This window comes from Methylotenera sp. (assembly GCF_013141425.1).
Taxonomy (GTDB): Bacteria; Pseudomonadota; Gammaproteobacteria; order Burkholderiales; family Methylophilaceae; genus Methylotenera.
Genome location: NZ_JABFRA010000021.1, coordinates 1 through 23529, shown reverse-complemented (window position 1 = coordinate 23529; position 23529 = coordinate 1). Strand labels below are relative to the sequence as shown.

Sequence of the window (23529 nt, the reverse complement as noted above, 5' to 3'; positions counted from 1 at the left end):
AAAATGATCGGGGTCTTTGGCATGTGTTAATTCACCGTCTTGCGGGTAAATTTTGTCATAAAGTCGTGACAACCAAAAACGCAAGGCGGCAATACGCAACATGCTTGGCCAAGCCGCTTGCTCGGCTTGGGTAAAAGGCCTCACCGCTTGGTAGGCTGATAGCATGGCATTTAATCTTAGGGTATCTAAACTGCCATCTGCATTAACGCACCAGTCATTAACGGTAATCGCCAAATCATAAGCAAGTACATCGTGGCAAGCATAGTAAAAATCAATCAATCCACCGATTTCATCGCCATCAAACAACACATTATCGCGAAACAAATCCGCATGCGTTACCCCTAAAGGCAAGTGGCTAACATCCAACGTAGCCTGAAATGCCAAGGCTTCTTTCAAAAGCTGTTGTTCTTCGGCTGGCAAGTGCGGCGAAACTTGTGCAGCTGTCCTATTTCGCCACGCCACACCGCGTGAATTATGGCTCTTATGCTGTGGAAATTGCGCTTCAAAAGATTGTCCAGCCAGGTGCATTTGTGCCAGCACAGCACCTACAGCAGCACACTGAGCCAAGTTTGGCACTTCAATATCACGACCCGTTAAGCAACTGATTAGTACAGCAGGTTTACCATTTAACGGATGTAAACTTAGGCCATTTTTATCCGTTATGGGTCGCGGGCATGGAATGCCGTGAGCCGCCAAATAGCTCATGAGGTCAATAAAATAAGGCAGTTCATCAAGCGTATTGTGTTCAAACAAGGTCAGCACAAACTTATTTTGATTTCCATCATACTGTTGCGTAGTAACAAAATAATTCGTGTTGGTAATACCCGAGGAAATCCCTTTTAATTCAACCAGTTCACCAATGGCATAGTCTTGAAGCCAAGTTTTTAATTGCTGAAAACTAACGGAGGTGAATACTGACATAAATTAGGCGGTAGAAAAATTTAAAAAGCGATGATGAATTGAAGAATTAAATAAATAAAGAGGGCATACACCCTCTTCATTGTCATACCAAGGTCATCCTAAAACCTAAATATCGTCCATTTTGGAATGCTTAAGGGCGGATTGGGGCCGATATTTACCCAGCTACCTTCTTGGTCTTCTTTATGCAAATAATAAGGAACGCCATGTGCTGGCGTTACCTTCATCATATAGAGTTGGCCGTTAACGCGGTATTCCTCAATCGTTTCGCCCTTCCTTTTCACGATGGTAATTTGCGGCTCGTCTGGGTTTGATTCTGCACCGAGCGCAGGTGGTGGCGGAATTTCTTCCAACGGCTGCGCATCTGCTGGCGTAGGGATTGGTTTTGGCGTTTCAGCCAGAGCAACTAACGACCATTGCATGGCAATCGCGGTAAATACCGTCAACAATACGGAGGCTAAATTTTTATGTATTTTATGCATAGCTGACACCTGATTTCTAAATTTGGTTAAATTTGTTTTACGGATTATTTTAACAAATTACGCGCTAATAAACCGCATTTCTATAAATAAAGCTAGATTTATAGATACAACTGTACACGCTCTTCAGCCGCCGATAATTTGAAGCCACGCGCTTCGTAGTGCTTAAATATGGCTTCCACAATCTGTGCGGGTTCATCAATCACTTGAATTAAATCCAAATCCTCTTCCGAAATCATTTTTTCATTAACCAAAGTCGTTTTTATCCAATCGAGCAACCCGCGCCAAAATGGCTCACAGACTAAAATAATTGGTATTTTCAGGGTTTTACCCGTTTGCACAAGCGTAATCGCTTCCATCACCTCATCCAGCGTGCCAAAGCCACCTGGCATCACCACATAAGCGCTGGCATATTTAACAAACATGACTTTACGCATAAAAAAATGTTTAAAGTTTTGGCTCACATCTTGATACGGATTGCGCGTTTGCTCATGGGGCAACTCAATATTGAGGCCAATACTGGGTGATTTCCCTGGGAACGCGCCTTTATTAGCCGCCTCCATAATGCCTGGCCCGCCACCAGAAATAACACTAAAACCAGCATCACTGAGTAATCGCGCGATGTCTTCTGTCAGCTTGTAATAGGGATGATCAACAGCGGTACGTGCACTGCCAAAAATCGACACCGCAGGGGTAATTTCTTTCAGGCGTTCCGTCGCATCGACAAATTCTGACATAATCTCGAATGCATGCCAGGATTCATGGCCCGATTGATGTTGGCCCTGCGCATCATAATTGGTAGTTTTTGGCACTTTTTTTGTAATCGTCATATTCGCCTCCTTAGCTTTAATTTTACTTTAAAAATTCATAGGTTTAAGTGAGGCTAGGCGCAAAACTTTTTTAAGACGTGCCACATATGGTTTATTATGCAAACGGCTTTAAAGCATCTAATAAAAATATAGCGCAACAACGCATCACGACAACCTTTGGATTTTTATATGAAAACTTTGTTATTAGTGGATGGTTCATCTTACCTGTATCGTGCTTTTCACGCCATGCCTGACTTGCGAAATAGTCAAAATGAACCCACTGGTGCCATACAAGGCGTGCTTAATATGTTGCGCCGTTTACACAAAGATTACCCGAGCGATTATAGCGCCTGCGTTTTTGATGCAAAAGGCAAAACATTTCGCGATGACATTTACCCAGAATATAAAGCCAATCGCGCCAGCATGCCAGATGATTTACGCGCGCAAATAGAACCCTTACATGAAGCCATTAAGGCCATGGGCTGGCCGCTGATTGTGGAATCGGGCGTTGAGGCCGATGATGTGATTGGCGCGCTAGCCAAACAGGCCGAACGCGAAGGCATTAAGACCATTATTTCTACTGGCGATAAAGACATTACACAACTGGTCAATGAACACATCACGGTGGTAAACACTATGCGCGACGCTTTTAGACGCGTCGATGACGTGCTGGACATTGCAGGCGTTGAACGGAAATTCGGCATTCCGCCAAGCTTAATCATCGATTATTTAGTCTTGGTTGGTGACACCTCAGACAACGTGCCTGGTGTGGATAAAGTTGGGCCAAAAACTGCCGTGAAATGGCTCACTGAGTATGGTTCGCTAGACAACATCGTCGCCAACGCAGACAAAATAACAGGCAAAGTCGGTGAAAATTTACGTGTTGCGCTCGACTGGTTGCCGACTGCACGCCAGCTCATCACCATTCGTTGCGATGTGGGCATTCAAGAGAGTTTAAGCGACCTCGCACCGCAAGCCATCGACAAAGCCAAATTGGCTGAATTATTCGACCGCTTTGAGTTTAAGAGCTGGCGTCGTGAGCTTGAAAACATGACTGATGGCGTACAAAAAGTCGATAAAAGCACTGCCCTGCAGGCCAATATCCATGCGCCTTCCAGCGCAGGTGTTCTAGGAACTTCAGATGATTTATTTGCGCCAAAACCTTATCAAGCAAACACTAGCCGTAAGTTCGAGACTATTTTAAGCAATGAACAATTAGATCAATGGCTGGCTAAACTACAAGCCTCCCGATTGATGTGCTTTGACACAGAAACCACTTCGCTAGACCCAATGACCGCGAAAATCGTGGGTATGTCTTTTAGCGTAGAAGCAGGTAACGCGGCCTACTTGCCGCTAAAACATGATTATTTTGATGCGCCAGAACAATTAAATTTTGCTGATACCCTCGCAAAAATTAAACCAATTTTAGAAAATCCAGCCATTAAAAAAGTTGGGCAAAACTTCAAATACGACCAACACGTTTTAGCCAATCACGGTATTGCACTCAACGGCATTGCGCATGACACCATGCTGGAATCGTACGTGTTTGAATCGCACAAAACCCATGGCATGGACGCGCTCGCTGAGCGTCATTTAGGCATTCAAACCATTTCGTTTGAAGAAGTAGCAGGCAAAGGTGCAAAACAAGTTAGCTTTAACCAAGTCACGGTGGAAGTGGCGAGTGAATATGCAGCAGAAGATGCTGACATTACTTTGCAATTACATGAAGCCATGTACCCACAAATCAGTACAGATGCTAAGTTAGACTTTATTTACAGTCAAATTGAAATCCCAAGTTCGCAAGTGCTATTTACCATCGAGCGCAATGGCGTGCTGATAGACCGCGACATGCTGAATATTCAAAGCAATGAAATAGGCGCAAAGTTAGTAGCCTTGGAAAATCAAGCGTATGAACTGGCTGGGCAGCCTTTTAACTTAGGTTCACCTAAGCAACTGCAAGAAATTCTATTTGATAAACTGGGCATTAACCCGACCAAAAAAACACCTTCTGGCGCGCCCAGTACCGATGAAGATGTATTGCAAGAACTAGCCTTAGACCACCCGCTACCCAAAGTTTTGCTGGAGTATCGCGGTTTAGCCAAACTCAAATCCACTTACACCGATAAATTGCCAAAAATGATTAACGCGCAAACTGGCCGCGTGCACACCAGCTACAACCAAGCGGTGGCAATTACGGGTAGATTGGCGAGTTCAGACCCAAATTTACAGAACATTCCAGTACGATCAGCCGAAGGTCGCCGTATTCGTGAAGCGTTTATTGCACCGCAAGGCGCGCATATCGTTTCTGCCGACTATTCACAAATCGAGCTACGCATTATGGCGCATTTATCCAAGGATGCTGGCATGCTCGCTTCCTTTGCCAATAATGAAGATATTCACCGCCATACCGCCGCTGAGATTTTTGGTGTAGAACGCGAAAATGTAGATAGCGAACAGCGCCGCTATGCCAAAGTTATCAACTTCGGCTTGATATACGGCATGAGCGCCTTCGGCCTAGCGCAAAACCTCAACATTGAGCGCGGTGCCGCAGCGAGCTATATTGAACGCTACTTTGCGCGCTACCCAGGCGTACGCGAATACATGCAAAACACCCGAGAAATCGCCAAACAAAAAGGCTACGTAGAAACTTACTTCGGCCGCAGATTATGGGTGCCAGAAATCAATAGCCCAAATGGCATGCGCAGAGCAGGCGCCGAACGCGCCGCCATCAACGCGCCCATGCAAGGCACGGCGGCAGACCTGATTAAACTGGCGATGATTGCAGTAGATAAATGGCTGAGAGATGAAAAACTTGCCACAAAACTTATTATGCAGGTTCACGATGAACTGGTGCTTGAAGTACCAGATAGTGAACTGGAATTGGTGAAACAAAAACTACCAGAATTAATGCAAAATGTCGCTAAGTTAGATGTACCGTTATTAGCTGAAGTTGGGGTTGGTAGTAATTGGGAAGGTGCGCATTAGCTTATCCGATAACTGATTTTCTTTTATCTGGCTTAAGCGCTGCGCGCATTACTATTAGCCTCTTCACGCATTTCAAAGTCAAACAGGCGTACCACATTTCGACCAGCCTTTTTAGCCTGATACATGGCAATGTCTGCATGTTTTAGCAATTCATCGTGCGATTGTCCATGCTCGCCAAACATCGCCACGCCAACGCTTGGGGTGCTGATGTATTCAAAAGAGTTAAGTTGGTATGGCTGATTCAGACTGGTAATGATTTGTTTGCTGATGGCCGAAACTTGGCTGGAGGCGACTGCGTGGTCTTCGCTTAAATCTTCTAACATTACCACAAACTCATCCCCGCCAAAACGGGCCACAGTGTCACTCTCCCGCACGCACGCCAGCAAACGCGCTGAAACTTGTTTGAGTAACAAATCGCCCATGTCATGGCCCAAGGAGTCATTGAGCACTTTAAAATGGTCTAAGTCCAAGAAGAGCAAAGCCCCGCGTTTGTTGGTGCGCGTGCTCATCACTAGGGCATGACTGAGCCTGTCTATTAACAAACGGCGATTGGGTAGATTGGTCAGCGAATCAAAAAACGCGAGCTGTTTAATTTCATTTTCGCGAGTTGCCGCATCTAAACGCAAAGTAATATTCTCGATCTGATTCTGGTTAAAGTTGCGTATGCTAGCAATCATGTAGGCAACATACAAAAAGCCTGCAACACTCATGGCGATAAAAATCTCGTCCCCAAACCAAAATAACCTTATCAGCATTGGTACAAGTGACAATAAGGTGTAAGACATGGCAGAGATAATATCCACCGAATATGAAATAACCGCCCCTGCAGACAAGCCAGTTAAGATATAAATCACAAACATTTGAAGTTCTAGCTGTTCAGGACTAAACATGAAAAAGCTGATGGAGCCCCACAATATACTACTTAAAATAACTCCGACCCGAAATTGATTTAGGCGATTTTTAAGGATTCCAGCGTCGCTTACTGGGTGCTTCAAACAATGTAAGGCAAAGAAGAAACGCACGAAATTCAACACAAACGATGCCAATACCCAGGCAAAAAGCGCCTCATTGGCGACAATCGCACGTTGCGTGTAAGCCAGTATGATGACCATGCTAGTACTGGCGACCAATGTGCGCGCATTGGAACCTAATAATTGATTTAATTGCGCCGCGTGTATGGCATATTTTTTAGTTGCATCGTTCATTTGTGCTTATTTTTTAATAGAACTGATTATTGATTTTATGCTAGCATCGATTCCATTATGTCGTATGTAGTGGTTTACCTCAACCACTTTATCCATCTCGCAATAATGGATTAACAACCCGCTTACCCATAGAATAAAACATATGCAGAACATCGGTATTTACATCATTGGCGATGAAATCCTTTCCGGCAAACGAAAAGACGCCCATTTAACGTTTGTCATTCAGGCCTTGAAAACACGTGGCTTACAACTTGCATGGGCGAATTATCTGGGCGACATTCCAGAGCAAATCACCCAATCCCTTAAAGCCAGTCTAGCGCAGGGCGATGTTGTGTTTAGCTTTGGCGGCATCGGTGCCACCCCCGATGACTTCACACGGCAGTGTGCGGCAGATGCAGCTGGTGTGCCGATTGAACGGCATGAAGGAGCAGTAGCAGAAATTGAAGCGCAGTATGGCGAAAGCGCCTATCCAAAACGGGTATTGATGGCCGACTTTCCAAAAGGGGCATCGCTCATCCCCAACCCCGTCAACCGTGTTGCAGGCTTTGCTATTCACCAACATTATTTTGTGCCTGGCTTCCCTGAAATGGCTCACCCCATGATTGAATGGGTGTTGGATACCTATTACACACATCTGTTTCATAAGCTAGATTACGTTGAAGCATCTATCTTGGTAATGGAAGCTGGCGAAAGTAAACTCATCGACACAATGAATCTAATTTTGGCTAATTATCCCGATGTAAAACTTTTTAGCCTACCGAAATTGGACGCCAAGCGTACAACCGAAGTGGGTGTAAAAGGCAAAGCCAAGATTGTGGCCGCGGCAATAAGCGACATTAAACAAGCGGTGACCACACTTGGTTTTCCTTGGACGGAGCTGTAATTGCAATGTAGGCCCAATTGTGGCGCATGCTGTATCGCCCCGTCCATCAACAGCCCGATTCCCGGAATGCCAAACGGCAAGCCTGCTGGTATGCGCTGTATCCAGCTTAACGAAGATAATCAGTGCAGGATTTTTGGCCAGCCAGAACGCCCTGCTTTTTGCGCTAGCTTAAAACCAAACGAAGAAATGTGCGGCAGTGCCACTATTGAAAACCCGCGTGCGTATGCCATCGCTTGGCTAACGCAATTAGAACAACTTACTCGACCGTATCAAAGCTAAGCTGTTTGGTTTCACGCATCCCTAACACGGCAACAAAGCTCACTGCTGCCATGGCGGAAACGTAATAACCAACCCATGTAAGCCCGCCTTGCTGCACTAGCACTTGCGAAACATAGGGCGCGCTGGACGCCCCCAAAATACCGCCTAACTGATAAGCCAAACCTGCGCCCGTGTAGCGCACTGCGACCGGAAACTGCTCAGGCAAATAAGCACCCATAGGCGCAAACGTTGCCCCCATTAAAAATAAGGCTATAGCTAGGAATAATGTAATGTAAATAAGCGAACCGCTAGCAAGTAATGGATTTAAGCTAAAACCTGCCAGCACTGCGAAAAAGCTACTCACTAATAATACTGGTTTACGACCGAATCGATCACTTAATCTAGCCGATAATGGCGTTGCTAAAGCCATAAAAACCACGGCAATACAGAGCATTTGCAAAAAATCAACTCTTGGAATTTGCAGCGTTTTAGTACCGTAACTTAAGCAAAAAACTGTCGCAGTATAAAACAAGTTGTAACAGACCACCATCGCCAAAGCACCCAACAACACAGGGCGATAGTGCTTTTTCAGCAAGGGTTTGATTGGCGCAGGGTGCGTAGCTTGTTGAGCCAAAACCTTGGCAAATGCAGGTGTTTCGATTAACTTAAATCGCACATATAAACCCACAGCAACTAATAAAGCACTGGCAATAAACGGCAGGCGCCAACCCCATGTTTTAAATTGCTCCTCTGTTAAAAACAAGGCCAAACCCAGAAAACTTAAAGTCGCAAACAAAAAGCCTACCGATGGGCCTAGTTGCGGAAACATGCCAAACCAAGCGCGCTCACCTGCTGGCGCATGCTCAGTCGCCAACAATGCTGCCCCGCCCCATTCACCCCCAAGTCCTAGACCCTGTCCAAACCGCAAAATACACAGAGCAAAGGGCGCCCAAGTGCCCAGCACATCGTAACTTGGTAGCAATCCTATGAATAAAGTAGAAATACCCATTAATAATAAAGAGGCGGCGAGCGTTGTCTTACGCCCAATTTTATCGCCAAAATGACCAAAAACAACAGCTCCTACTGGACGTGCTATAAAAGCAAGGCCGAATGTTAAGAAGGCGTTCAAAGATTGTGCGGCTGGATCACTTGCTGGAAAAAAAACTTGGCCAATGACCAAAGCCACCGCCATGGCATAAATGTAAAAGTCATAAAATTCAATCGCCGTACCTATAAAGCTGGCAAAAGCAATGTGGGTAGTTGAAGGCGTGTTAGCGGCTGTAGTTTGCTTGCTCAAAGGAGTGCTTTCAAATGGCTTGTTGTGTATCTGCATCAACATTATACAAACTTAGCGCCATTCTAAAAATTTAAGTTTTCTGACACCTCATTTGCGTATAAAATAGGCAGTTCGCTTAGCGTTCTAGTAAAACCATCTTTTAGACAGTTTTAGCAAACGAAAATAAGGCGAACAGACATTTGAAAAGCCAGGACTGCACTAAAGTGCGGCAAGCTTTCAAATATTGAAGATTTGAAAGCAAAGTTAATGAAATTTTCGCGAAGACAAAATAATCTAAATGCAAATCGGCTCACACATTTTAAAAAATAATCTAGTCGTCGCCCCTATGGCAGGCGTCACGGATAGACCTTTTCGCCAATTATGTAAAAAAATGGGTGCTGGCTTAGCTGTGAGTGAAATGGTAACTTCCAACTCATTACTTTACGGTAGCGAAAAAACCTTACGCCGCGCTAATCACCAAGGTGAAGTTGACCCGATTTCCGTGCAAATCGCTGGTGCCGACCCTAAAATGATGGCAGAAGCCGCCCGACACAACGTCGATAACGGCGCACAGATTATCGACATCAACATGGGTTGCCCAGCTAAAAAAATCTGTAATGTGATGGCAGGTTCTGCCTTACTTAAAGATGAACCGCTGGTTGCACAAATTCTAAGAGCCGTAGTGAATGCGGTTGATGTACCTGTCACCTTAAAAATTCGTACCGGCTGGGATAAAAACAATCGAAACGCAGTACAAATTGCCAAAATGGCAGAAGACATTGGCGTGCAAGCTTTAGCCATGCATGGCCGCACCCGCGCTTGCTTATACACAGGTGATGCAGAATACGACACGATTGCAGCCGTAAAGCAAGCAATTAAAATACCCCTAATTGCCAATGGCGACATTACCACCCCTGAAAAAGCCAAATTCGTGCTGGATTATACAGGCGCAGATGCCGTGATGATTGGCCGCGCGGCACAAGGTCGGCCTTGGATTTTCCGCGAGATTGAGCATTTCATCAAAACTGGCGATCATTTACCTGCACCAGAAGTAACCGAAATTCGCTCAGTAATGCTGGCGCATCTGCATGATTTATATGATTTCTATGGCGAACTGACTGGCATGCGCATGGCGCGCAAGCATATTTCTTGGTACACCAAAGGCTTAAAAGATTCCGCAAACTTTCGCCATAACATGAACACTTTGCAAACCATCGACTTACAGTTGTCGGCCATTGATGAATTTTTTGAACATTTACAAAGTCGTGATCATCGACTGCAGTACGATGAGCCTGACCACTCAACCACAAACCATTTAGTACTCGAGGCAGCCTGATGAATAAATGCGACTTGGCTATCAGTGTTAAAGCTTCATTGGATCAATACTTCAAAGATCTGGATGGCGAGCCACCGCACGCGCTATATGACATGGTATTGAGTTGCATCGAAAAACCCTTGCTAGAGTATACCCTGCAATACGCAGGTGGCAATCAAAGTAAAGCCGCCGAAATTTTAGGTTTAAATCGCAATACCTTACGAAAAAAAGTTCAACAATACAACATTAGCTAATAATTTTTAAAATAAATTTATGCATGACGCAAGTCAAATGCAAGCAAAACGAGCTTTGACTTTTCCTCTTAACCTTTAGACTTTTCACTTAAATAAATTATGGCAACCATTAGACGTGCGCTTATTAGCGTTTCAGACAAATCTGGCATTTTAGAATTAGCTCAAGCTTTAATTAAGCTAAATGTAGAGATTCTCTCTACGGGCGGCACGGCAAAATTATTCCGCGAAAATCAAATTCCCGTGATTGAGGTGAGCGATTACACCGGCTTTACGGAAATGCTTGATGGCCGTGTTAAAACGCTACACCCAAAAGTGCATGGCGGTATTTTAGGTCGTCGTGACTTGCCTGAACACGTTACGGCAATGAAAGTAGCGAACATTCCAAATATCGACTTGGTGGTCGTTAATCTTTACCCATTTGAAGCGACTGTGGCCAAGCCTAATTGCACGCTTGAAGATGCCATCGAAAATATCGACATTGGCGGCCCTGCCATGGTGCGCTCTGCCGCTAAAAACTGGAAAGACGTTGCTGTGTTAACAGATGCGAGCCAGTATGCAGCTGTAGTAAGTGAGCTGCAAAGTACAGGTGGTGCACTAGCTGAAGCAACTACATTTGCTTTATCTGTTGCAGCATTCAATCGCGTATCGCAATACGACGCTGCTATTAGTAATTATCTCTCAGCGATTGATTACGCGGCAAGCATGGCGAGCAATATGCCTGTCTCTCACCAATTTCCGGCGCAAAGCAACACTAATTTTATTAAAGTGCAAGATTTACGCTATGGCGAAAATCCACACCAGCAAGCAGCGTTTTATCGCGACTTATACCCAGCACCTGGTTCACTGGTGACTGCGCAACAATTACAGGGTAAAGAATTAAGCTTTAACAATATTGCCGATGGCGATGCCGCTTGGGAAGCGGTTAAATCATTCAGCACTACAGCTTGCGTCATTGTAAAACACGCTAACCCCTGTGGCGTAGCACTTGGTGCTTCAGCTTTAGAGGCCTATTCAAAAGCTTTTCAAACTGACCCAAGTAGCGCTTTTGGCGGCATTATCGCTTTCAACACAACCGTTGATAAGGCGACGGCTGAGGCTGTAAGCAAACAATTTGTTGAAGTATTGATTGCGCCTGATTACACAGCAGATGCACTGGCAATTTTTGCAGCCAAAGCGAATGTACGCGTGCTTAAAATTAATTTACCTAAAAGTGGCAACACCCCCTGGGAACAAGGCCGCAACGCTCATGACAGCAAACGCGTAGGCTCTGGCTTGCTCATTCAAACGGCTGATAATCATGAAATCAGTCAATCTGACTTAAAAGTCATCAGCAAAAAACAACCAAGCCCACAGCAACTAACCAACATGCTATTTGCTTGGCGCGTGGCAAAATATGTGAAATCAAACGCGATTGTATTTTGCGGTAACGAAATGACACTTGGCGTTGGCGCAGGACAAATGAGCCGCATTGACAGCACTCGAATCGCCATTATTAAGGCGCAAAATGCAGGATTAAGTTTGCAAAATTCTGTGGTTGCGTCTGATGCGTTCTTCCCGTTCCGTGATGGTATTGATGCGCTGGCAGCCGCAGGTGCTAGCTGTGTGATTCATCCAGGCGGCAGCATGCGCGACGAAGAAGTAATTGCTGCAGCGGACGAGCATGGCTTGGTGATGGTAGTCACTGGCGTACGTCACTTTAGACATTAAGGTATATAAAATAATATGAAAGTCATGGTTATTGGCAGTGGCGGGCGTGAGCATGCGCTGGCTTGGAAAATTGCACAAAATAAAAAAGTCAGCCGCGTGTATGTGGCGCCTGGCAATGCTGGCACTGCACTTAACCCCGACATGCTGAATGTGCCGATTACCAGCGTGCCAGATTTACTCGCCTTTGCCCAAAAAGAGCAGATACATCTCACCATTGTGGGGCCTGAAGCGCCACTATCTCAGGGCGTTGTTGATGCGTTCCGTGCGGCAGGGCTTAGAATTTTTGGCCCAACGAAAGCGGCCGCGCAGCTGGAATCCTCAAAAGATTTTGCCAAAGCATTTATGGTGCGGCACAAGATTCCTACGGCCGCTTATGCTACGTTTACCGAGGCAAAACTGGCCCATGATTATGTAAATCAACAAGGTGCGCCGATTGTAATTAAGGCTGACGGTTTAGCGGCGGGCAAAGGCGTAGTGGTTGCAATGTCAAATGACGAAGCGCACGCCGCCATTGATGCCATGCTTTCAGACAACAAATTAGGCAGCGCAGGCGCCCGCGTGGTAATTGAAGAGTTTTTAACGGGCGAAGAAGCCAGTTTTATTGTCATGGTAGATGGTAAAAACATTCTGCCACTGGCAACCAGCCAAGATCACAAACGTTTGCTAGATAAAGATTTAGGGCCTAACACAGGCGGCATGGGCGCTTATTCGCCGGCACCTGTCGTTACGCCAGAAATTCACGCGCGGGCCTTGCGTGAGGTGATTCGCCCAACAGTGGAAGGTATGGCAAAAGACGGCATTCCCTACACGGGCTTTTTATACGCAGGCTTGATGATTTCACCCGACGGTGCCGTGAAAACACTCGAATTCAACTGCCGCATGGGCGACCCTGAAACACAGCCGATTATGATGCGCTTAAAATCCGATTTTGTAGCACTTGCTGAACTTGCGGTAGACGGAAAACTTGATCAAGCACAAGCTGAATGGGATAGACGCACGGCTCTTGGCGTAGTCTTGGCCTCAGCCAATTATCCAGACACGCCACGGTTAGGCGATGCAATATCCGGTTTACCTAAAAACTTGGAAGATGCGCACGTATTTCATGCAGGAACAGTACTAAAAGACAACCAAGTCCTCACCAGTGGCGGCCGGGTATTGTGTGTTACCGCACTAGGTGAAACAGTAAAATTTGCGCAACAACGCGTGTATCGTATTATTGAAGACATTCAGTTTGATGGAGCGCAGTACCGCAAGGATATTGGATTTCGTGCCGTAAAAGGCTAATCTGCAAAAGGTTAATTATGAACACCCAAGACGTATTTAGTTACCTACAAAATCTACAAGCAAAAATTGTTGAGGCTATCGAGCTCGTTGATGGCAAGAATTTTCTGCAAGATAGCTGGCAACGACCTGAAGGGGGTGGAGGTAACTCGTGCTTGCTAGAAGAAGGCAACGTATTTGAACGTGCTGGCGTTGGTTTCTCACACGTATTGGGAAACAAATTACCGCCTGCTGCCAGTGTAGCGCACCCTGAAGCAGCTGGACGGCCTTGGGAAGCCATGGGCGTATCCTTAGTATTTCATCCACGCAATCCATACATACCAACCGTACACATGAATGTGCGCTTTTTTATTGCTAAAGCGCAAAATGAGTCTGAGCAGGATATTTGGTGGTTTGGTGGCGGCATGGATTTAACGCCGTATTACGGCTTTGAAGAAGATGCTGAGCACTTTCATCGCACCAACAAAACGGCACTAGATGCTTTTGATACGAGTTACTATCCAAGATTCAAAAAAGAATGTGATGAATACTTCTACTTAAAACACCGTAAAGAACCGCGTGGCATCGGCGGAATTTTTTATGATGACTTTAACGAACTCGGTTTTGAGCGTACATTTGATTTTCATCGAGCGGTAGGTGATGCTTTCTTGCAGGCCTACTTACCCATTGTGCAGCGCCGCAAAGACACACCCTACGGTGAACGTGAGCGCGACTTCCAAGCCTATCGCCGTGGACGCTATGTCGAGTTCAATTTAGTTTATGACCGTGGCACAATTTTCGGCTTACAATCAAATGGACGCACTGAGTCAATTCTGCTTTCTATGCCACCTATCGTGAAATGGCGATATGATTGGAAACCAGAAGCAGGCAGTGCAGAAGCTAAGCTATATACAGACTTTTTAATCGATAAAAACTGGCTTTCAATCACTTAATTGATGATGTTCCATGACAACAATTTCTAAAGAAATTAAAGCCCAGTCCCAAGATTTACTCAATTTTATTGATGCCAGCCCAAGCCCTTGGCATGCGGTTGATAGCGTTGCGAAACTATTACAAGACAATGGTTTTAAACCGCTAATAGAAAATCAACCCTGGCAGTTTAAAAAGAGTAGCCGTTATTACGTGGTGCGAGATGGCGCTTCTATTATTGCATTCGTCACTGGCAAGCATACATTAGCAGAAACTGGTTTTCGGATTGTCGGCGCTCATACCGATTCACCTGGCCTACGCTTAAAACCTAAAGCGGCATTTAGCAGCCAAGGTATTGCCCAACTTGGGGTTGAAGTATACGGCGGCCCTATTTTAGCTACGTTTACCGACCGCGACCTAAGCCTTGCCGGGCGTGTGATGGTGCGCGATGGTGAATCATACGTGGCGCGTCATGTGCAATTTTACAATTCCATTGTCCGCTTACCCAATCTTGCCATTCACATGAATCGTGAAGTCAATGACAAAGGCTTGGTGCTTAACAAACAAACTGGCTTACCATTGATTTTTGGTTTCGCTGCAGACTCTGATGAGGCACAAACACAACTCACCGACGCGCTTGCAACGCAGTTACAAGTAGAAGCTGCGGACATTATCACGTGGGATTTAAGTGTTTATGACACGCAAAAAGGGAGTTTTTGGGGCTTGAATGAAGAGTTTATTGCCAATAGTCAATTGGACAACCTCGCATCGTGCCATGCCGCGATTAGCGCATTATTGAATAATAAGAAGCCTGATAGCACCAATATTTGCGCTTTGTTTGACCATGAAGAAGTTGGCAGTGAAAGTGCAACTGGCGCAAGCGGAAGTTTTATGAACGATGTCATTACACGCATTTGCGCCTCTACCAATACTAGCGCAGAAGACCGTCTACGCTCACTCTCCAATAGCTTTTTTATTAGCGCAGACATGGCGCATGCCTACCACCCCAACCATGCTAGTAGCTATGAACCCTGCCACCACGCCTTGGTAAACCAAGGACCCGTAATTAAAACCAACGCAAATCAACGCTATAGCACCAATGCGGACACTGCCGCGCGTTTTATTCAGCTCTGTAAAAGCGCAGATGTGCCCTACCAGCAATACGCACATCGCACCGATTTAGGCTGTGGCAGCACAATTGGCCCGATATTAGCTGCCCAACTTGGGGTAGCGAGTGTTGATATTGGCAGCCCTATGTGGGCAATGCACAGTATACGCGAAAGTGCTGGCGTGTTAGACCACGGCTATTTGATTACTGTACTAAAAGAGTTTTTTAAACACTAATAACTCTATTTATAATTAGCACTAACGAAATTAATTCGTTAGTATATCCCTACAAATTCGCAAAATATTAATGAGACACCCTATGCACAGAAAGCTTCTTCGGACTAAATCGATTGTTGATCATTCAAATAGCGGCTTAAAAAAATGTCTTACAGCATTTGATCTTGCACTACTAGGAATTGGTTGTGCTATTGGTACAGGAATATTCGTGCTCACAGGAATTGCTGCCGCAACGCAATCTGGTCCAGCCGTTGTGCTGTCATTTATTATTGCAGGAATTGCATCAGCTTTTGCTGCTCTTTCTTATGCTGAGCTCGCTGCATCGGTTGGCGGGTCAGGTAGCGCTTATGGGTATAGTTACGTTGCTTTTGGCGAGTTTATTGCCTGGGTGATGGGCTGGATATTATTGCTTGAGTACGGTGTAGGCGCTGCTGCAGTGGCAAATGGTTGGGCAGGATATTTTGTCAATACACTCGGTAACTTTAATCTTCAAATGCCTGAAGCATTAACTAAAGCCCCAATAATGGGCGGCCTGATCAATCTACCTGCCTTTGGAATTATTTGGGTATTGACTATTTTATTGATGGTCGGTGTTAAAGAAAGTGCTCGATTCAACAACATAATTGTCGCCATTAAACTCACTACCATCGCTATTTTCATCGCATTAGCATCGCTACATCTTAACACTGAAAACTGGCAGCCATTTATGCCTTTTGGCTGGTTCAGCACATTGGAAAATGGTAAAAATATTGGGGTATTGGCTGGAGCATCTCTCGTATTTTTTGCCTACTTTGGATTTGATGCAGTCTCAACGGCTGCTGAAGAAGCAAAAAATCCACAACGTGACTTACCGATTGGCCTCATTGCATCTTTATCATTCTGTACAGTAATCTATATCATCGTATCGGCCTTACTAACTGGCATTGTTCCTTATACAGAACTAAACGTTTCATCACCAGTAGCATTCGCCTTAACTAAAATTGGTTACACATGGGCATCCACCTTGGTCGCCACTGGCGTATTGGCTGGTCTCATTACAGTACTCTTAGTTTTACTTTACGGCCTAACTCGCATACTTTTTGCGATGAGTCGTGATGGACTGATTTCACCAATATTTTCGCAAGTGAATCCTGATCGCCAAACTCCAACAAAAATCATTTTAATGTGTGGTGCAGTGGTTTCTATTGTTGCTGGATTTATCCCGCTTGGTGAATTAGCGGAGACAGTTAACATTGGCACATTGGCAAGCTTCATTATGGTATGCGTAGGCGTCATTGTTTTACGCAAACGACAACCACTCCTTAAACGTCCGTTTAAGAATCCATGGAATCCATTAATTCCTGTACTAGGGATATTATCATGCGGGGCACTTATGACATTTCTACCCGCCGTGACTTGGATGCGATTCGGAATTTGGATTTTGGTTGGAGTAGTTATTTACTTTGTCTATTCTATGCATCATAGTAAATTGAATAAATAAATACTTCAGACTCTAATTCCAAAGTGCAATAAAAAAGCCAGCTTTTTGAGCTGGCTTTTTCTTTTTAGCGATTAACCCCTTAGATTAAAGGCTTAAAATCCATTGTACGATTGTTTTGATGTCTTCATCTTTAACTTGTGGGCTATTTGCTGGCATAGGCATAGGACCCCATACACCACTACCACCTTTTTTAACTTTTTCAACCAATTTAGCTTCAGCAGTTTTGTCGCCTTTGTATTTAGCTGCAACATCTTTGTAAGATGGGCCTAATACTTTAGCTTCTACTGTATGACATGCTAAACAGCCGCTTTTTTGTGCTAATGCTTTTGCCGCTGCCGCGTCTACAGCACCCGCTTGACCTGCAACTAACAATGAACCAGTAGCTGCGATTGCTAACAATAATGCTTTCATGCTATCTCCTTGAATTTACACTTAATAATTTGTTTTGCATTTTTTGCAACGAGGTATGATACCTATAATTTCAATTTTAACAAGTGAGGCTAGTCAATTTATTTAATAAAACTTGTAAATTAAATTTGACCAATCAAACTTGCAAGGTCATCAACACTCTGTGAGCAAACAACGCCCTTACATACCCACGCGTTGACAGCATGCATAAAATTTCTCTGTAAAGTTATTGGTAAGTCACTTACCGTTTCATCCAAATAGAAAAACAAATGATGTGGATAATAATACTGATTGATTTCATGCCGCCAATCTTGCAATTTTTCTTTATCGCCTCTAAGAATCACCAGAGTTGGTGGCGTCAAGTATTCATAAAGCGCACGGCATAAAGTAGCGCAAGCTGCTGGGTTACGCTTAATGCTTGTGTCAAATGCGCGCAAGGCAGCTTCGGCTTTTTGTAGGTAGCGTGACTCACCTAGAATATGCCCTAACCGTTGCAATGCATGCGCGGCAACGCCGTTGCCACTGGGTGTAGCATTATCGTAAAATTGCTTTGGGCGGTGAATCAGTTGCTCGTGCTGATGTGAAGTAAAGTAAAACCCGCCGCTTTCCGCTTCAAAATCTTCTAATAAGGCTTCTGCAATTTCTTTCGCAAACTGCATATCAACGCTTCGATAATCGGCTTGCAACAACTCCAGAAGCGCATCTAGCAAAAAAGCATAATCATCTAAGTAGGCATTTAAGTGGGCCTTGCCATCTTTACTTGTGGCGAGTAATTGGCCATTTACCCACATTTTATTACGAATAAAATCCACAGCATGATGCGCAAACTCAATCCAGTCTGGTCGATTGAGGACTCGACCTGCACGCGCTAACCCTTTAATTGTCAGCGCATTCCAACTCGTTAATATCTTATCGTCACGTGTTGGACGGTGGCGTTTTTCACGCGCCTCAAATAATTTAGTGCGGGCATTGTTAAGTGCTACGTACTCATCATTTTCTGCGGCGTTTGCCAAGTAAGAGTGCCATGCTTTTCCCTCAAAATTTGGAGCACGATCGAAGCCAAAACAACGACTCACGACTACAAACTCTTCTGGCGTAAGCAGTGATTTTATTTCTGCCGGCCGCCACACGTAAAACGCACCTTCTTCCAAATGCCCATGTTCATCTAGTGAATCTGCATCTTGAGATGAATAAAATGCACCACTTGTGTCACGCATTTCGCAAATCAACCAAGCGATGGTTTCTTCAACCACTCGGGCATATTGCGTTTTCTGTTTAGCGTCTTTGCTTAATTGCCAGCCATCGGTGTAAAGGCAAAGTAATTGCCCATTGTCATACAGCATTTTTTCAAAATGTGGAATATTCCAGCGTTCATCGACCGAGTATCGACAAAATCCACCACCGATTTGGTCATAAATGCCACCCTCAGCCATGGCAGAGAGCATTTGTAAGGCCATTGCTGCAGCCTGTTGATTACCAATTTTAGCTTGATGCAACAATAGCGCAATGTCGGCTGGATTAGGGAACTTGGGCGCAGTGCCAAAACCGCCATGTTCAAAATCAAAGCTTGCTTTTAATTGTTCAAAAGCCAAGTTAATGGTTTTTTCATCTGCCGTCACCACCGAATTACCGGCTGGAATGTTACGAGCCAGTGCCTCTGCCAATTGCTTGGTTTGTAAGGCAACGTCGGCTTTACGTTCATGGTAATACGCCGCAACACGGGGAATTAAATCAGCAAAGCCAGGGAGTTGATAATGTGCGGTTTTAGGAAAATAGGTGCCTGTAAAGTAAGGCTGTTGATTGGGCGTTAAAAATACCGTTAGCGGCCAACCGCCACTTTTATTACTAAGCATGCTGTGCGCGGTTTGGTAGATTTGGTCAATGTCTGGGCGCTCTTCTCTATCCACTTTGATATTGATGAAGTGCTTATTCATAATTGCTGCAACTTCAGCATCTTCAAAGGATTCATGCGCCATAACGTGGCACCAATGACAGGCTGAATAGCCAATGGAAAGTAATATCGGCTTGTTTTGTTCGCGCGCTAAAGTAAGTGCTTGCTCACCCCATGGGTACCATTCCACGGGGTTGTCTGCGTGTTGCAGAAGATATGGACTTGTTTCTAGCTTTAATGCGTTAGACATTAAAGTGTTTCTACAACATACTCCGCGCTAATCACATGAGTACGGCCTGGGTTAATCACTACCATGTTATCCAATGCATTTGTGGTTTCTACACAGACCATTTTACGCCACTCATCTGGCGTTCCCATATCGGCCATTTGAGCAGATTTTTCTGGGCCTGGGCTCCAAACTACCGTTGTATCACTCCCAGATTTAGAAACATGAATCAAACGGTTATAACCTGTGTCATGCACCGTACAATCTGAACTATGGTTGATAAACACGCGATCAAACTCGCCATCAAACGTCAGTGGATTGTGTTCTACTTGGCGCTCATATTTCACCATCTTGTCGGAGTACACACAATCTTGCAGGCCAGTAATTTTCACATTTGCAATATCACTAATATTTAAATAGGTATGAAATGCTTCGCTAATCACAAATGGGTGATCTGCTTTATTCGTCGTTGCTAAATCCACACGTAAACGACGTCCTACTGTAATAGTAGCGGTGAGCGCATAGGGATACGATAACTGACGCTTCGCCTCTGGGGTGTCTACCATTTCTAACATAATACGCGTAGCACCTGTTGGCGTAGCATCAATATCTATCACGCGCCAAGGGATAACGCGCGCAAATCCATGCGGACAAAACGTACTATCCGTTGGATGTGCGCCAAACCAAGGCCAACAGATTGGCACACCACCACGTATCGAACGGCCTTTTACAAAGCGCGCGTTGCTTGATAGCCACAATACTGGCTGTTGTAAAAATTTAGGCTGCCAGCTAATGATGTGTGCGCCTTGCAGCGCGATTCGCGCGGTAGCCAGCGGGTTATCAACCTCTAGATATTGCAAACCATTTTCATCTTTAGTTTGAACTACGTGAGCATGCAACTTTAAACGCTTTTCAGTTTTAAGTTGGCTCGCGTCTAGCGGAGTAGCCTCTAATGTCTCTGTGTTCATTTTATTCATTGTCTTTATTAAACTGGTTAATTTAGTCTACTTTTCAATCTGGCTGACATCGCGCACTGCACCGCGAGCCGCACTGGTGCTCATAGCCGCATAGGCGCGCAAGGCAGGTGAAACCGCACGTACGCGATTTACTGGCTTCCAAGCGTCTTTGCCTTTTGCTACCATTTTTGCACGGCGATGGGACATTTCTTCATCACTAATCGCTAAATGTATCGTACGATTTGGAATATCAATTTCAATCGTATCACCCTCTTCCACCAAGCCTATCGCGCCGCCTTCAGCCGCTTCTGGACTAGCATGACCTATACTCAAACCAGAGGTGCCGCCTGAAAAACGACCATCGGTTAGCAAGGCACATACTTTACCCAAGTCTTTAGACTTCAAATAGGACGTTGGATACAGCATTTCTTGCATACCAGGGCCACCACGTGGACCTTCGTAACGAATTACCACAACATCGCCTGCTACTATCTTATCGGCAAGAATCGCCTCAACTGTAGCGTCTTGGCTTTCAAAAATTCTTGCGCGGCCTGTGAATTTAAGAATACTGTCATCCACGCCTGCGGTTTTAACAATACAACCATCCAATGCAATATTGCCGTACAGCACAGCCAAGCCACCATCTTGTGAATAAGCATGTGCTTTATCCCGAATACAACCTTCGGCACGGTCATCGTCTAACGTTGGAAAAAGCATGCTTTGACTAAACGCGATGGTTGTGGAAATGCCACCCGGCGCCGCGCGATAAAATTTCTTTACGTCTTCGTCTTGCGTAACTTTAATGTCCCATTTATCGAGCGCCTCACCTAAGGTTGCGCTATGAACAGTGGGGGTATCGCGATGAATCACGCCCGCACGGTCTAGCTCGCCCAAAATACCCATCACGCCACCTGCATGGTGTACATCTTCCATGTGGTATTTTTGTGTCGCAGGCGCAACTTTGCATACGCAAGGCACTTTGCGCGAAATGTGATCAATATCACTCATGGTGAAATCTACTTCCGCTTCATGTGCTGCCGCCAACAAATGCAATACTGTATTGGTTGAACCGCCCATGGCTACATCTAAACTCATGGCATTTTCAAAGGCTTTTAAATTTGCGATGTTACGTGGCAACACGGAATAATCATCTTGCTCGTAATGGCGTTTTGCCAGTTCAACAATCAAACGCCCTGCTTTTAAGAACAACTCTTTACGCGCACCATGCGTTGCCAGTGCAGAACCATTGCCTGGCAAACTTAAACCAAGCGCTTCAGTTAAGCAGTTCATTGAGTTTGCAGTAAACATGCCAGAACAGGAACCGCATGTTGGGCAGGCCGAGCGCTCAATCGCTTCTGATTTTTCATCACTGACTTTGCTGTCAGCCGCTGCTACCATCGCATCAACCAAGTCAAGTTTTAACACTTCACCTTGCCAGTTCACTTTGCCCGCTTCCATTGGGCCGCCAGAAACAAACACCACGGGAATATTCAAACGCAACGCCGCCATCAGCATGCCTGGGGTAATTTTGTCGCAATTTGATATGCAAACCATCGCATCGGCGCAGTGAGCATTCACCATGTATTCCACGCTGTCGGCGATTAAATCGCGGCTAGGCAAGCTGTACAGCATGCCACCATGGCCCATGGCGATACCGTCATCCACCGCAATCGTGTTGAACTCTTTTGCCACGCCACCTGCGCGCTCAATTTCACGCGCAACGAGCTGACCTAAATCTTTTAAATGCACATGACCGGGCACAAACTGGGTGAATGAGTTGCAAACCGCAATAATCGGCTTATCAAAATCGCCATCTTTCATACCAGTAGCGCGCCATAAAGCGCGGGCGCCTGCCATATTGCGGCCGTGAGTGGTGGTGTGCGAACGATAAACTGGCATGATAGGAATCCGTAGTAAATTAATCAACAATAACTAAAGTGTAATTTTAGACTAGCTAGCGCCAACAAGCCAAAGAAAAATTTGCTTTTGTGGTGAGATTTTCTGAACAGCAAAACGAACCTTTATTTCAAATTCAAACAAAACGCACTTAAAATTCACTTTAAAATAAAACTATCACGGCGTTGAATTTCACCTTATCCAGCCAGCGAAAGTGGCTTCGCCATTATCGCCCGCGGCTACGGCAAGCATGGTCAATGTCGCATCCGCTTGGCTTGCTTTCAACTTGTAACCATTCAAACCTAAAAATAAACCGACAGCGAGAAATGCCACCGGATTGCTGACTCAATTAACTACTGAATGATGATGCAATCTTTGCAAAATCAATAAACACAATTAAACAACAACCAGCACCAAGATTATTTGAAAAAATAGATTCTGACCTTCGCCAGAATGACACTCGGGTGGCCATTTTTGGCTCGCAAGAACGACCATTTTTTATTCACTAGGCGAGCATTCTTTACTCACTAGCGCCGCAATCACAAGCTCTTGGAATATTGCAACTCAACACATTTTAACTTTACTCAACATCTTGAGACGACTCAACACACTGAGCTGTCATCCTGAACTTGTTTCAGGATCTCCAGATTCCGCATCAAGTGCGGAATGACAGATTTACAACACATCCAGCGGGCTACTCACCCCGCGCCCACCTTTATTCAACACATGCGTATAAATCATCGTAGTGGCAACGTCCGAATGCCCAAGCAACTCTTGCACTGTGCGAATATCATAGCCGCCTTCCAGCAAGTGCGTGGCAAAGCTGTGGCGTAAAGTATGCGGTGTCGCTGGTTTTGTAATGGCTGAATCCACCACAGCCTGACGCATTGCTCTTTGTATGGCCTGATCTTGTAAATGATGACGACGCATGACAGGCTCCGCCTCATCCTTGCTGCGCGGGTCTTGCGATAAATTACCACTTGGAAAAACGTACTGCCACGCCCAATCTCGCTCCGCATAAGGATACTTAAGCCCCAAAGCCTGCGGCA

Annotated in this window: 21 protein-coding genes; 10 read left to right on the top strand and 11 right to left on the bottom strand. The window is 45.2% G+C overall.

Annotation, left to right across the window (positions count from 1 at the left end):
* The 3 genes from HOO90_RS02225 to HOO90_RS02215 form a co-directional block, all read right to left on the bottom strand.
* Nucleotides 1-921: homoserine kinase (locus HOO90_RS02225; RefSeq protein ID WP_292839034.1), on the bottom strand; the 921-nt coding region annotated here is incomplete at its 3' end.
* A gap of 98 nt (nt 922-1019) precedes the next feature.
* Nucleotides 1020-1400 carry a DUF2782 domain-containing protein gene (locus HOO90_RS02220; protein ID WP_292839032.1) on the bottom strand — a complete coding sequence of 127 codons (381 nt, stop codon included), beginning with the start codon at nt 1398-1400 and terminating at the stop codon, nt 1020-1022.
* A gap of 98 nt (nt 1401-1498) precedes the next feature.
* Nucleotides 1499-2227 carry a TIGR00730 family Rossman fold protein gene (locus tag HOO90_RS02215; RefSeq protein ID WP_292839030.1) on the bottom strand — a complete coding sequence of 243 codons (729 nt, stop codon included), beginning with the start codon at nt 2225-2227 and terminating at the stop codon, nt 1499-1501.
* Nucleotides 2228-2395: 168 nt separating this feature from the next.
* On the opposite strand from HOO90_RS02215, the gene polA reads away from it, so the two are divergent.
* Nucleotides 2396-5191 (top strand): DNA polymerase I, encoded by a 2796-nt coding sequence (gene polA / locus HOO90_RS02210; protein ID WP_292839028.1) that lies wholly within the window; start codon nt 2396-2398, stop codon nt 5189-5191.
* A gap of 32 nt (nt 5192-5223) precedes the next feature.
* Here polA and HOO90_RS02205 read toward each other — a convergent pair whose 3' ends face one another.
* Nucleotides 5224-6396, bottom strand: coding sequence for a GGDEF domain-containing protein (locus HOO90_RS02205; protein WP_292839026.1), 1173 nt, complete (start codon nt 6394-6396; stop codon nt 5224-5226).
* Nucleotides 6397-6538: 142 nt separating this feature from the next.
* On the opposite strand from HOO90_RS02205, the gene HOO90_RS02200 reads away from it, so the two are divergent.
* Both HOO90_RS02200 and HOO90_RS02195 read left to right on the top strand, forming a co-directional pair.
* Nucleotides 6539-7279, top strand: a complete 741-nt coding sequence (locus HOO90_RS02200) for a molybdopterin-binding protein (protein ID WP_292839024.1) — start codon at nt 6539-6541, stop codon at nt 7277-7279.
* Nucleotides 7280-7558 carry a YkgJ family cysteine cluster protein gene (locus tag HOO90_RS02195; protein ID WP_292839022.1) on the top strand — a complete coding sequence of 93 codons (279 nt, stop codon included), beginning with the start codon at nt 7280-7282 and terminating at the stop codon, nt 7556-7558. It abuts the gene before it with no gap.
* Here HOO90_RS02195 and HOO90_RS02190 read toward each other — a convergent pair.
* Complete coding sequence (locus HOO90_RS02190) at nt 7536-8834, bottom strand: MFS transporter (protein ID WP_292839020.1); 1299 nt, start codon at nt 8832-8834, stop codon at nt 7536-7538. The genes HOO90_RS02195 and HOO90_RS02190 overlap by 23 nt on opposite strands.
* A 277-nt stretch (nt 8835-9111) precedes the next feature.
* Between HOO90_RS02190 and dusB the strand changes: the two genes are divergently transcribed.
* From dusB to HOO90_RS02155, 7 genes are all read left to right on the top strand, one after another.
* Complete coding sequence (dusB, locus tag HOO90_RS02185; RefSeq protein WP_292839018.1) at nt 9112-10149, top strand: tRNA dihydrouridine synthase DusB; 1038 nt, start codon at nt 9112-9114, stop codon at nt 10147-10149.
* Nucleotides 10149-10382 carry a helix-turn-helix domain-containing protein gene (locus HOO90_RS02180; RefSeq protein ID WP_292839016.1) on the top strand — a complete coding sequence of 78 codons (234 nt, stop codon included), beginning with the start codon at nt 10149-10151 and terminating at the stop codon, nt 10380-10382. The genes dusB and HOO90_RS02180 overlap by 1 nt, the downstream gene beginning before the upstream one ends.
* Before the next feature lie 99 nt (nt 10383-10481).
* Complete coding sequence (gene purH, locus HOO90_RS02175; protein WP_292839014.1) at nt 10482-12089, top strand: bifunctional phosphoribosylaminoimidazolecarboxamide formyltransferase/IMP cyclohydrolase; 1608 nt, start codon at nt 10482-10484, stop codon at nt 12087-12089.
* 15 nt (nt 12090-12104) lie between these two features.
* Nucleotides 12105-13373 carry a phosphoribosylamine--glycine ligase gene (gene purD / locus HOO90_RS02170; RefSeq protein ID WP_292839012.1) on the top strand — a complete coding sequence of 423 codons (1269 nt, stop codon included), beginning with the start codon at nt 12105-12107 and terminating at the stop codon, nt 13371-13373.
* Between the two features lie 17 nt (nt 13374-13390).
* Nucleotides 13391-14302 (top strand): oxygen-dependent coproporphyrinogen oxidase, encoded by a 912-nt coding sequence (hemF, locus tag HOO90_RS02165; protein WP_292839010.1) that lies wholly within the window; start codon nt 13391-13393, stop codon nt 14300-14302.
* A gap of 13 nt (nt 14303-14315) precedes the next feature.
* On the top strand, nt 14316-15623 hold the full coding sequence (locus tag HOO90_RS02160) for a M18 family aminopeptidase (RefSeq protein ID WP_292839008.1): 1308 nt from the start codon (nt 14316-14318) through the stop codon (nt 15621-15623).
* An 82-nt stretch (nt 15624-15705) separates the two neighbouring features.
* Nucleotides 15706-17103 (top strand): amino acid permease, encoded by a 1398-nt coding sequence (locus tag HOO90_RS02155; protein WP_292839006.1) that lies wholly within the window; start codon nt 15706-15708, stop codon nt 17101-17103.
* Between the two features lie 84 nt (nt 17104-17187).
* Here HOO90_RS02155 and HOO90_RS02150 read toward each other — a convergent pair whose 3' ends face one another.
* The 6 genes from HOO90_RS02150 to HOO90_RS02125 form a co-directional block, all read right to left on the bottom strand.
* A complete protein-coding gene (locus HOO90_RS02150) occupies nt 17188-17514 on the bottom strand; it encodes a c-type cytochrome (protein WP_292839004.1) in 327 nt (108 codons plus the stop codon).
* A gap of 119 nt (nt 17515-17633) precedes the next feature.
* Nucleotides 17634-19652 carry a thioredoxin domain-containing protein gene (locus HOO90_RS02145; protein ID WP_292839002.1) on the bottom strand — a complete coding sequence of 673 codons (2019 nt, stop codon included), beginning with the start codon at nt 19650-19652 and terminating at the stop codon, nt 17634-17636.
* Nucleotides 19652-20596 (bottom strand): D-hexose-6-phosphate mutarotase, encoded by a 945-nt coding sequence (locus tag HOO90_RS02140; protein WP_292839000.1) that lies wholly within the window; start codon nt 20594-20596, stop codon nt 19652-19654. The genes HOO90_RS02145 and HOO90_RS02140 overlap by 1 nt, the downstream gene beginning before the upstream one ends.
* A gap of 36 nt (nt 20597-20632) precedes the next feature.
* Nucleotides 20633-22483 carry a dihydroxy-acid dehydratase gene (ilvD, locus tag HOO90_RS02135; protein ID WP_292838998.1) on the bottom strand — a complete coding sequence of 617 codons (1851 nt, stop codon included), beginning with the start codon at nt 22481-22483 and terminating at the stop codon, nt 20633-20635.
* A gap of 189 nt (nt 22484-22672) precedes the next feature.
* On the bottom strand, nt 22673-22813 hold the full coding sequence (locus HOO90_RS02130) for a hypothetical protein (RefSeq protein WP_292838996.1): 141 nt from the start codon (nt 22811-22813) through the stop codon (nt 22673-22675).
* A 342-nt stretch (nt 22814-23155) separates the two neighbouring features.
* The coding region (locus HOO90_RS02125) for a tyrosine-type recombinase/integrase (RefSeq protein ID WP_292838994.1) at nt 23156-23529 on the bottom strand (374 nt) is incomplete at its 5' end.